General features: G+C 40.3%; 10 protein-coding genes and 2 pseudogenes. 9 read left to right on the plus strand and 3 right to left on the minus strand.

What is annotated here, in order from left to right; all coding sequences use genetic code 11:
• The 3 genes from ACFIO5_RS08400 to ACFIO5_RS08410 all read right to left on the minus strand — a co-directional run.
• A partial coding sequence (locus ACFIO5_RS08400; protein ID WP_375705235.1) for a DUF7146 domain-containing protein occupies nt 1–887 on the minus strand: 887 nt, incomplete at its 3' end.
• A 98-nt stretch (nt 888–985) separates the two neighbouring features.
• Nucleotides 986–1,186, minus strand: a complete 201-nt coding sequence (locus tag ACFIO5_RS08405; protein WP_375634775.1) for a helix-turn-helix transcriptional regulator — start codon at nt 1,184–1,186, stop codon at nt 986–988.
• Between the two features lie 209 nt (nt 1,187–1,395).
• Nucleotides 1,396–2,562: a tyrosine-type recombinase/integrase gene (locus ACFIO5_RS08410; protein ID WP_375705236.1), complete on the minus strand. Its 1,167-nt coding sequence runs from the start codon at nt 2,560–2,562 to the stop codon at nt 1,396–1,398.
• Nucleotides 2,563–2,786: 224 nt separating this feature from the next.
• Here ACFIO5_RS08410 and ACFIO5_RS08415 point away from each other — a divergent pair, with 224 nt between their 5' ends.
• The 9 genes and pseudogenes from ACFIO5_RS08415 to ACFIO5_RS08455 form a co-directional block, all read left to right on the plus strand.
• Nucleotides 2,787–3,140 carry a hypothetical protein gene (locus tag ACFIO5_RS08415; RefSeq protein WP_375705237.1) on the plus strand — a complete coding sequence of 118 codons (354 nt, stop codon included), beginning with the start codon at nt 2,787–2,789 and terminating at the stop codon, nt 3,138–3,140.
• 746 nt (nt 3,141–3,886) lie between these two features.
• Nucleotides 3,887–4,549 (plus strand): class I SAM-dependent methyltransferase, encoded by a 663-nt coding sequence (locus tag ACFIO5_RS08420; RefSeq protein WP_375680460.1) that lies wholly within the window; start codon nt 3,887–3,889, stop codon nt 4,547–4,549.
• A 6-nt stretch (nt 4,550–4,555) separates the two neighbouring features.
• The gene (locus tag ACFIO5_RS08425) at nt 4,556–5,773 is read left to right on the plus strand and encodes a phenylacetate--CoA ligase family protein (protein WP_375680461.1); all 1,218 of its coding nucleotides are present in this window, start codon (nt 4,556–4,558) and stop codon (nt 5,771–5,773) included.
• Between the two features lie 94 nt (nt 5,774–5,867).
• Entirely contained in the window at nt 5,868–6,941 is a 1,074-nt protein-coding gene (locus ACFIO5_RS08430) for a citrate/2-methylcitrate synthase (RefSeq protein ID WP_375655444.1), read from the plus strand.
• Nucleotides 6,932–7,729, plus strand: a complete 798-nt coding sequence (locus ACFIO5_RS08435) for an ApeI family dehydratase (RefSeq protein ID WP_375705238.1) — start codon at nt 6,932–6,934, stop codon at nt 7,727–7,729. The genes ACFIO5_RS08430 and ACFIO5_RS08435 overlap by 10 nt, the downstream gene beginning before the upstream one ends.
• On the plus strand, nt 7,717–8,274 hold the full coding sequence (locus tag ACFIO5_RS08440) for a hypothetical protein (protein ID WP_375705239.1): 558 nt from the start codon (nt 7,717–7,719) through the stop codon (nt 8,272–8,274). Before ACFIO5_RS08435 ends, ACFIO5_RS08440 begins: the two co-directional genes overlap by 13 nt.
• A 1-nt stretch (nt 8,275) precedes the next feature.
• Entirely contained in the window at nt 8,276–8,779 is a 504-nt protein-coding gene (locus tag ACFIO5_RS08445; protein ID WP_375637075.1) for a hypothetical protein, read from the plus strand.
• A gap of 894 nt (nt 8,780–9,673) precedes the next feature.
• Nucleotides 9,674–10,241: pseudogene (locus ACFIO5_RS08450) on the plus strand (DUF3987 domain-containing protein); the annotation flags it as partial.
• A 703-nt stretch (nt 10,242–10,944) separates the two neighbouring features.
• Nucleotides 10,945–11,916 (plus strand): annotated as a pseudogene (locus tag ACFIO5_RS08455) (restriction endonuclease); the annotation flags it as partial.

An 11,916-nucleotide genomic window follows, 5' to 3' on the forward strand; every position in this document is an offset into this window, starting at 1 on the left:
CCTTTCAGTATCAAAACATCATTGAAATCTAGACCGTAGGGGGCTTGCATGATAAAAACCTCAAAGCCTTGTCTATAAGCGCGCGCAGCGAGGGTAAAACCTGCTTTATGACCAGCCTCATCGCCATCCATTGCAATGGTGAGACGGGCTTTTGTAGGAGGCAAATTCACATGCATCATGCCATGGGTTGAAAGGGACGCCCATAAATTCACGGGCTCTGTTAACAACCCAGACAGTAGAGCTAGACCGGTTTCAATGCCCTCACAAATGACCAGATGTTTTGGATTGGCTTGACTTAAATGCACAGCACCACCCATAACAGACCCTAACATGGCTTTTGCTGGTTTTTGATCTGTTTTGCAGCCATTGGCTTGTAAAAAGGTTCTATGAATGGCAAAGGAGCCAGCACCCTTAACAAGAGCAACCAACGCGGGCAGTGTAATCCCTAAAGGGTGTGGACATTTGTCGTAAAAGCGTAAATCTGTAGGCAAATCACATGTGATCCCCCGCATACGTAAATAGGTTTCTGCTAAAGTGTTTTTAATAGGTTGGCTTTGTTGCCAAATTGCTTTTGCTCTCTCTGCTTTCTGTTTTGCTCGTTTGAGATCAGCAGAAATCTGTTTTGATAAAGAAAGAGCGTGATCATAAGCTTTATCAAAAAAGGCTTGTTTTCCAAGCAAGCCAATTCTGATGAGCGCTTGTATGATCTCTCTAAAAGAGCAGCCAGCATAACAAGTGAGTAAAAGGCGCCCATCATGTCCATTGGTAAGGGATAAGCTAGGCAGCCTATCATCATGAGCAGGGCAACGGGCTGTTCCATAACGCCCATGCCAAACCCCACGCAAGGCACGTGTAATACCCTGCGCATTCTTAAAAGAACACATCATTTTAAATCCTATAACGTTGTGTCATAGGACGGATTGTGCTATCTCTAGATTGATGAGTTTGAGAAAGCCTTGTCCGTCCTTACGTGACAAGGTTTTTTTTATGCCGCGTCATTTTGACGTTGCTGTTTCGCTTGCTCGATGACATTCAAGAGATCCGATTGTAACCAACGGGATAAAAAACCAAATTTTAAGGGTTTTGGGAGAGAGCCATTGGTGACATGACGGCGGAAAGTTGAGACACTCATATGAAGCAATTTTGCACTTTCACGGTCTGTTAAAAGAATATCATTTTTGGTCATTTTAAAATCCTTTCATTCTCAAAAAATGGTAACAAATCATGCCTATTTATTAAGCACATTTTGGTTTATTTTTGAAGGTGTTTTATTTATAGAAAACAATATTTTATCATACAATTTCTAATGTGATAAATTATGAGTCTTATTGAGAAAGAATGAGAGAGAAGAGAGTTAAAGTTATCCACAGATCATGGGGTTATTCACCCCATATCTTAAGATTGACCAGTGACATAAGCGGCCCATTTATCCATATAGACACGGCGCTGTTCTAGATAGTCAGTACGACGATAGGCACGCTCTACTTTACCGCCGACCACATGCCCCAGAATGGTTTCAGCGACCTCATAGGGGGCATCGGTTGTTTCAGCAAGCCAATTGCGTAAACTAGAGCGAAAGCCATGCGGGCAGGCTTCAAGTCCAATACGTTTCATATATTGAGCCATACACCTATGCGCGAGGGGACCGCGACCTGTTGCAGAAAAGAAGAAATCATTGCGTGATAAAAGGCGCGCTTGTTTTAAAATGTCTAATGCTTCAGATGATAGAGGCACGCGAAACTCTTTTGTTGTATCACGCTTTCCTTTCATATTTTCAGCAGGGATAGTCCATATATCCCCATCAACTTGATCTTTATGAATATGACGTAAAGGGTTAGAGCGAACCCCTGTAAGGATAAGCAAACGCAAAGCCAGTTGTGTCATTGTTGTTGTTTCGCAAAGTGTTTTATAAAAAGCCGGAACCTTTTTCCAATCCATAGCTGGAAAATTTTGCGTTTTATGGCGTTGTTTGCCTAAGAGCGCGCGTGCTTTTTCTGTTGCTTGTAAATCAACATTCAAACCTAATGCAGCCGCATGTTTAAGACAAAGATTAAGACGTATCAATGCTTTCTCTGCTGTTGCAGCTTTTGTATGCCAAATAGGGGCAAGAGTATTGCGTATCTCTGTTTGAGTAATCTCTGAAACGGGTAGACAGCCTAATTTAGGGAGAATATAAAGACGTAAAGGTGAAAACCAATCACAAGCCTTACCATCATCTTTTAATTCAGCTTTCCGACTTTCAAAAGCATCTACGGCAATATCTTTTAAGTAATGAAGATTGCTTATTGCCTCACGCTTTTGTTTATTGCGTTCTTTAATGGGGTCACGCCCCTCACGTAAAACCGAACGCCACCCAGTTGCCAATTCACGGGCTTGTTTTAAAGAGACATCTCGCAACGCTCCCAAGCCCATTTCACGACGACGTCCGTGAAGGGTATACCGTAAAATCCATTGAGCACCACCATCTTTACGCTTATGAAGTAACAAGCCGGCACCATCATTATATTTGCCAGCCCCCAATGTTGCGACAGATCTTGCATTAAGACGGTTCATAAGAGCCATTTTTTACTCCTTTCTTATATAAATTTGATCCACACATTCATCCCACTTGTTATGTGCAAATGAGTGGTTTTGATTGAAGCAATATAAACTGATTTAAAATGAGACAATCTTAGGTTATTCGGGACTCTCATTCAATATGAATAACGATATATTATCATTATAAATCAATGCCTTGTTTGTTTTATAAAACGCCTTTCGCGTGTGATGGTTATGTTGATAGTTTCTTGCAATTAAAGCCGCGTGATGAATGGTTTGATTCCGGCGACCTGTTTGTTAAAGATGAATCCGAATGCTATTACTGGATAGCTAGAGCCGTTAATGAATTTAAACACAATGGTAAGTTTATCCCAGTTCAACTGATTTCAAATGACATTATTAAGTATGCCGGATGTTTAAGACATTACTTTTCAAAAGCACAGAACGGCGATCTTTATCTCAACCTTGATATGTCGGCAAATAGTGAGCAGGTTAAAGTCGTTACTAAACTATTAACTGATAAATGGTATCAGTATGCATTTAAAGTAAATATCAGAAAAATTGTCACGACAAATACAGGGAAAATAAAATGTACCGTGTAGATAAAGCTCATAGTATGAGCAGAGTGTATGTTAATCGCCGTGCAAACAATTATCTGTGCATTGTGAGCCATTCTTTTTATACCTATTTTTTGGCTATTGATAGGCTTCATCGTTATTTGCCTGTATCGACGAAACGTACATCGAGAATGATATTGCAACGTGAAATGGCGAAGGTACTTTTTATCGATATATTTAAACGGATTTTGCCAGATGTAAAGATGTCACACAGTTCTGTGAGCCATGGACGGAGTAAAAGTATTATGTTGGTTAATAACGATCCGCGGATTCGGTCTGTCGGGGTTGATATCGAATTTATTGAGAAAAAAAAACTACCGAGACCATTTATGCTAGATTACTGTGAAAAATGCGCGGACTTTCCAGCAGGGCAGGTGCTGGATAATCGGTTATGCACCACAATATTTAGCTGCATGGAGAGCTTGTATAAGGCATTATGCGCCATCTCGGCGTGCACTTTTGATATAAATGATTATTTTTTAGTTGAACATGATAGGACGCGATGTGTTTTTCGGTACGTTGGGAATATATTTACGTTTAAAGGGATGACATTTATTTGTAACTGCTATTATCTTTGTCAATCTGTGATAACCGTTGTTTTGCTGGATGCATGTTTGCAATCAATTATTTTAGATGACTTCTTATATGAGGACGTAACCGTTTCTATACCCAGTTAGTTTTTAACGAGTTTATGGCAATGCCATAACTAGCTTCATTTAGAGAAATATGTGATGAATGATTTACTGGTAAATATCACCCCTGAGCACTATGAAAGGTATGCTACTGAAGGTACATCATCGTGGAATGCGTATTTGATAGAAAGAATTCTGGAAGAAGCATCTGGTGTTACTTCTGCGAAGAAAAAAATTCTCGATATTGGCATGGGAACTGGCTACATGCTTTTCAAGCTTTACCGCTTCCAAAAACTCACAGACTATTCCTTTTACGGGTTTGATATTGATCCCCGTATGGTTCAGTTTTGTGTTAAAAAATGTACGGAGTTAAAATACCAGCATGCATTCAACATTATTGAAGACAGCGTCAGCAATTTACCGTTTCCCGATAACTCCTTTTCAATGATTTATGCCCGTTCCGTAATTCATCACTGGGCTGAACCTAAAAAAGGATTACAGGAGTTGTGCCGTGTTTTAGATCGCGGCGGTCGTATTATCATCCATGAACCCCTAGCTGATGCAGAAGAAACAGCACTGGGTGTTTTTAACCAATCACGTCGTGAATGCGGTGTGGCAGCTATGTTCACAGAAGAAAAATTTACATTAGCCGGTATCACCGATTTTTTATATGGCTGCGATCTTAGTGAGATGAGCTGGACAGTGGCATGTGGAGAAGGTCTAGCAGCTCTGGGTTGTGCAATTTTCATTAAAAAGGTCTGAGTTATCATGGATTATTTCTGTGCTGAAATGTATGCAAAAATGCAACCACGTATAACGGCAATAACTGGCTGCCATGCACTCGATTACATTGCTTTCCGCGATTTGGTTAGGATAAGTACACGCGTTTATTCGACCACTGGTGATAGTGGTTCTTTGACTCAAGTGGACTCTGCGGGTGAACACTTACCGATGCTGATTAGTGCTACAAGCGGCATCACTGGGGCGATGAAAATGGCCAACGTTCGTTTAAAATTCTGTAAGGAAGGGATCAGCTCATCAGAGCGCAATTTAATTCGTAACCTGCGCGCGCGGCAGGTTTTTTCCCCAGGGGATGTCGTTGGCAACCTGTTTACGATTAATCTGTTTTCATCTTTACACTACTTGGCGTGTGAAATTTTAAAAAATTGCCGTGCACATGTTGTGCCGGTTGGCGATATTGCTCTGCTGCTGAAGAATCATTTCGAGTTTCTGGCTGAAATACGGCTCTCGGTACTGTTTGGTGTGCCCAGCACCATCGTTCAGTTCGTTGAAGCTATGCTCAACCTTGGGGTTCCACTGGCAATTAAAAAAGTGATCTTTACCGGTGAATCGATGCTGAGCGTGCATGAAAACTATCTGCGCGAGATGCTAGGCGCCGATCTGCGGATAATTGGTTTATATGGTTTGTCGGAGTGCGGTTTCATTGGTATGTCCGCCGAAGGGCGGCTTAATCGGTACCAGCTCTTCAGCGATGATTTCTTCTTTGAATATGAAGATAAGAGAGGGCTGCTAGTGACATCACTGGATCCCGATACCTCGCGCAAACTTATCAGATATTCCGTGGGCGATATGGGCACATTATCCGTTGAAAATGGTGACCTCTATTTTGAAGATATTAAACGCAATGCTATTGATTTTAATTTCATGGGGAATTTGATTAGCCATGAAAAAATATTCAAAATTATTAATCGACGGTTGCCCGATGTAATTGTTCAAATTGTATTGTCTTTATCCGCGGATAGACAAGAAATTATGGATATTAAAATCTGCTGCGAAGTATTTCACGACCTTGATTTGTCCGAACTAACTGAGGAAATCTATCATTTGCCGGATATTTATGAAGCCTATATGAAAAAGCGCGGACGTATTAATGTCACCATCGTCGAATATAGCGATTTGCTTTTCTCATCCAGAGGGAAATGCCTGCTAGTTTATGACGCAAGGGAGTCCTGTAATGCAACTTGATAATTTGTGTAATGAAATTGTATCAGGGAATTCGCATACGATAAATGTCAACATCAGGTTTTATAGCGTGTCACCGGAGCAGCAGGAGTAAATCATGTCAGATGATGTTATTGATAATTATGATTTAGATAATAACGCATTGTTTATTCGTGGATGTAATTTGATTGATATTGCCGATGAAAACCGTTATTTGCAGAACGCATGGTTTGTACTGACCGGCAACCTTTTTAATGAAGAACAGATGGATCTGCTGATTCAGAATACTAACGCCGAACTGCAAAAGACGGATCCTACAGCCAAACTGCAGGCGATGCATCAACTGATCAATGTATTGCCATCTTTGAGTTTAACGCAGCGATCTATGATGTTATTATCGCAAGTTGAGGTTTCGGCGGCTCAGGGTAAGGTCATGGCTCCCGTAAGCGACGGTTGTTGTCTTAAAATTATCTTGCTGATGCCGTGGATTATTGCATTGGCGTGCTCTTCCCAACAGTTTTCCGATTTGCCGGCGATCGAAAATTGCAATACCTTGGAGCTTGCTTTTTGGTTAGTATTAACTAGCAAGGAAGCTTCTTCCGACTGGGATATTGATGTGCTTTGCGGGTGCATGTCTCTACTGCTGGGCGGGTTTGGTATTGTGACACCCACAACCACCATGGTAAGATTTATTATCAGTACCAAGAGCGACGTCATTTCTGCACTAATCGGTGGGTTTTGTGCCATTGTCCCCGCGCATATGGGAGCCTGCAAATATGCTATCATGCGACTTTCTGGTGTCCTCCATGAGATTGAAGCCGGGAATCTTAAGGCGGCGGTAACGCATTATTGCAAAGACAAACCCTGGCCAAGGTTTGGTCACCCGATTATGCAATGGGATGTCCGGGTTTATTTCTTTTTTTCACGCTTTCAGGTGCCTATGTGCCCCTTCAGTTCGCTTGTGCGATCTATTTCGGACAATACAGGACTGCAACCCAATGTCGATTTTCTAATTGCAAGCATCATGAGCAAACATCGGGCTTCTCCTGAGCTGGGATTGTTGGCTTTTTTCGTTTGTCGTATGCCGATACTTCTCGCGCACTATCAAGCGCGGTTTAGCGCTCATTCCTTCGGTTTATCATCAAAGGATTTAAGAGAAAGATATAAAAAGGTCTCCCAATTATGGCTATAAAGCATCACACCGAGCCAAATTTCTTGGGTATATGTCAGAGTATCACCTTAACCACACCGATGCGTGCTTGCGGGCAAATCGATATTTCTCACTGGGAGTTAGCCCATAACTATTTGAAACAAGGCTTGTTACTCGAAGCCTTGCATCAGTTTTCAGTTCGATTCGCCACCATGGTGGCTAAAAACTCAGATCTCACTTATCGCTATCTCCCTGTTATGGTTGAACAGTTTTTCTCTACCACCCATTTTGATAGCGATCGGTTATGCGTTGAAGGACATATTGAACGCATTAATGAGGCCTACCGTATTCATTGTAAGGCTAGCACATATGACAATGGAAAGGCCGTTATTGCGCAGGCAATCATCATGGTCAGTAAAGTCTGCTTCCTTGGCTCGTGTTCTCAGAAAGTCGCTCTTCCATTACTAGGCGATTTATGTAAGATTTCCTCCATAACCGGAGATTCTTGTACTTTTTCCTTTAATGCGCATCACCCGCTTTTTGAGGAACATTTCCCCTCCCGCGCCGTATGTCCTGGTTCACTATTGATTGAGATGGTTCTGGCTTTAGCCACGCAGGGTAGTACGAAAAATATCGCATCTGTTGCGCTGAAAAAAGTAAAGTTCATTGAAGCAGTTTATCCGGGAGATACCTATCAGTTGACCATTAAACAGGATACAGAGTATGAACCGGGTGGCGTTTTTTATATTCATACGGAAACTAAAAAACGAAGCACTTGCGGTAAGTTTTCTATCAAATATAAAAAGGAGGATGCGCCATGTTTAACATAATAATCTCTTTTATTCCGTGGAGTATTTACTCCTGGGTTATCAATGGAAACGTTTTAACTCTGGTCGAACGCTCTCTCATCTTAACTGTGATTTTATTGTTCATTATTGCTGTGAATATTAAAATTGTCCGGCAGGGAGAACCTGTGATGATTACTAACATTCTGACATTTATTGTCCTGTTTGTTAATTATTTCGCTGGATGGTCTACACTTTTACTGAACTACCCCACAGTTTTTTGCTATCTGTCACTTGCTCTGGTTTCATTGATTAGCTTGCTGGTAAAGAAACCCTTTACCATTTTTTATGCCAGTGCTGGTGTTTCTGAAGAAAAACGCAAACATATCCTATTTTATCTCATCAATAAATATATTACATGGATTTGGGTAATCATCTTTTTTGCTAATGGTCTTCTAGTGGCTTTTTTTACATGGACCCCCCAGATTTGGTTAATCACTATGGGTTTAATTTGTGCTGGTATTCTTTTTTCTAAATATCTTCCTAACATCATGCAATATTTTTATCGCATCAAACATCATGGAGCATAATATGTCATTGTTTAACATTCTGACCGGAACCCCTTTATGGGCTTGGATTTTGCTTATTTTTCTCATTGCGAGGGGAATAATCGCATTGAAAGATAGGGAAACGAAGGTTTACCGCCTTTTTCTCTTGCCGTTCGTCTTTCTTTTTTTGGGCGCAAGCGATGTGATTAACCAGCTGGTCTTCCCGCGCTGGGGAGCAATCGCAATGTTGGCAGGGCTGATGATCGGCTTTGGCGTTGGCTGGTTGCTCTGGCGTGCTACTGCGCGTTTAAAAATCAAAGAAGGAACGGATTTCATTATTCTGCCTGGTACGCCGTTGACGCTGACATTTATTCTTATCGCTTTTGTCATCAAATTCACATTGATTGTTTTTCTCAAGGTTGTACCTGATTTGAAATATGCATTTGATTTTAACCTTCTTTTTGGTCTTTTAAGTGGGTTCACTGGTGGTGTGTTTTGGGGCGGCACATTAAATTTATATATAACATTTCGAAAGAATCCAAATTAATCCCTATACCATTAGCTGTGGGGGCTTCCCATTAGAACTATCTCAATAGAAGCTTATACCTAACAACAACGCTGCATACAAATGCAGCGTTGCCTCGTAGTTTCAGATTTTTTTTATCCCAGCGCGTGAATAGGTGAGGGAAGTGATATATCTGACTATGCCCCCTTGGGGGAAGAGCGAGCCTAAAGGTTTAGAATGCTATGAGTTTGAGCTAGCTGGACTTTGAGCAGATGGTTTATCGCTCATGGGAAATCATTTTGTTTTACGATTCAAAAAGAGGATAGTGATGGTCTCATTGGCGTAGGTGGGCAAGAAAACTGTTAGCTTGGCAATGCGTCAACAATTTGTAGAGCTATGTTGTGGACCCCCTACGCAAAGAGGTTGCTATGATGGCATGATGCTTTTGTCAAGCATTATGATATGGTAGGAACCGGTATTTAAGGGTGCAACTGCGGTCACTGTACGATCCAGTAGCATTACGTCTGAGTATTTAGGAGCGGTAGACTCTGTACAGGCTACGCGTACAATATGTGAAGCACGCTTGTGGGAATCAGTGTGCCATTATTGCGTTGTGCATGCAACCCTCTAGCTAGTACTTCATTGGTAAGGTTGTTTTTTGAAGCTGATTAATTATCTGTGTGTTTTTTAAGAGAACGTTAGCACTGATGTATCGCGTGCCGTATCAAGAAATCTTCCAAAAAAAATTATTAAAAATACTAAAAATATATGTGCAAGATGAACAAATGCTTGCTGAGGATATTGTATCAACGACTGTAGCTGCTTAAGGGCACATAATCTTGGGGGGCATAATGTTGTACAAAAAATCATGAAGTCCAAAAAACTCGTAAAGGTGCATTGCACTTCTCCTTTGAGAATTTGGCATCTCCTCTTAGCTTAATACGTTCTCATTATGATAAACCCCTTGGTTCTCCTGAACACCCGCTTGTCATGCGTTTTTCTGCTGATGCTCAAGAGATCTTTCGTGAGTGGATGCAAAAGATTTTTAAAAAAGCTAAAGAGAATAACCTTTCTGAAAGCTTACAATCGCATCTTTTAAAAATACCAAAGACCCATAGCAAGCCTTGCGTTGATTTTTGAACTTCTTGATAGTGGTCGTTTTGAAATTGGACTCTATGCCCTTCAAACAGCTTTGCGTTGGGAAAAATATCTGATAAGCCATGCAAAATGTCTTTATGCGGCGAATGATACATTAACAGCAGAGCGTGCAAAATTAATTGTCGAGCGCTGTGATCATTTACCCGATGTTTTTACTTTACGTGATATTCATCAAAGAAGTTGGATCGGTTTAACAGATAATAGAGCCGTTAAGCAAGCTTTAGAGCTCTTATGTCGCTCCAATCATATTCGTCAAATAGCAAGCGAAAATAGCTCTCAAGGCGGTCGACCTACCATACGTTATGAATGGCACCCTTTCGTTAAAAACAACAGCATCAAACAATGAAGTCATTGTAATCTTTTGTTATCCTTAAAACCTTCAAAGATCTTATCGTACCAACAGAGGGTTTACAAAGTATCTTTGAGGGTTTTTGTTTTATAATTTTTTAAAGAAGAAACATGCTCCTTTTATCTTGTGTCAAAGATATCCAAAACACAATCTCTATAGGTTTTGAAGGGGTTTTGAGTTTTGACGGTTGCCTCTTTTAGATAAAAAACGATAAAAATTAAAAATGTTATTTTTCAATAGGTTAAGATTTTACAGATCTTAAAAAAACAACTCATATTGATAACACAACCTATAAATTCAACTAATAATATACGTTTTGAGGGGGTTTTGACGGTTTTTACACCTTCAAAACCTATAAGAAAAATTCACCATAAAACCTATCAAAATACTCATTATGATATTTTAAAGCACATAACGAATTTGTCTTTTTTCCATAAAACGAATAGCAAATTTCACTACTTTACTGATCTTATCCCATGTCATGGGCTGTTGATAAGCAGCCTTAAAGACCCCTTTTGAAAAAAATATCGGCTTTTTTAGCAGTTTTTTCCCATTTTTATCGATATTTTCTTTAAGTACATTTAATTGAATTCGTTTTGATTCTTTTGATGATTATTGATCATATCATAAGGCAAGGGATTTTTATTACAATATGCTTCAATCTATTAAGTCTGATAATTAACACGTCACCTTACGCTCTCTGTTGGAATATTATCGTCAACAAGCTAAATCACTTCGTGAATTAGGAACACTGTTTGAAAACCTTGTCATAGCTTACTTGACGAAAGACCCTCTCCATTATGGACGCTACGAAAAGGTTCAAACCTATTATGAATGGGCGCAAAAGCGTGAAGGTTGGAATAAAAATGATATCGGTATTGATTTGGTGGCTAAGCTTCGTCATCAAGAGAGCTATGTCGCTATTCAATGTAAGTTTTATCAAGCAGACCATCAGATCAGTAAAAAGGATATTGATAGCTTTATCGCAGCATCTGGAAAAGACATCTTTAAATATCGCCTTCTCGTTGATACCACGGAAATGGAATTAAGTGACAATGTGAATGCCATGATTAAAGGACAAGCGATACCCGTTTATCGTATTGACCTTCGTCATATGGAAAACAGTCGGATAGATTGGCAAATATTTGCAACAGAACAAGAAGTTCTTCTGAAATCAACAAAAGAGCCTCGTCCCCATCAAGAAGAAGCCATCAAGAAAGTCTGTGAAGGTTTAAAAGAAGCAGACCGTGGCAAGCTGATTATGGCATGTGGAACGGGGAAGACTTTCACTAGCCTTAAGATAGCAGAACACATAGCAGGAAAAGGCAAGCGTGTTTTGTTTCTGGTACCTTCTCTGGCTTTAGTTTCGCAAACGATCCGTGAATGGACAGCCGATACACAAGTCCCGTTGCGTTCCTTTGCCTGTGTGTTCGGATACAAAAGTAGGCAAGCGTCGTAAAAACCAAGATGATATTGTTGGCATGGAAACATAAGATCTTGTTCTCCCTGCTACAACAGATGCAAAAGCCCTTGCCAAAGAAGCTCGTGAAAACCTAGCAAATGCAATGACGGTTATCTTTTCAACCTATCATTCTATCCAAGTGATTTCGGATGCGCAAAAGAAATATGCTTTACCGGAATTTGATCTGATCATTTGTGATGAAGCACACCG

The organism is Bartonella sp. AA86SXKL (assembly GCF_042196885.1).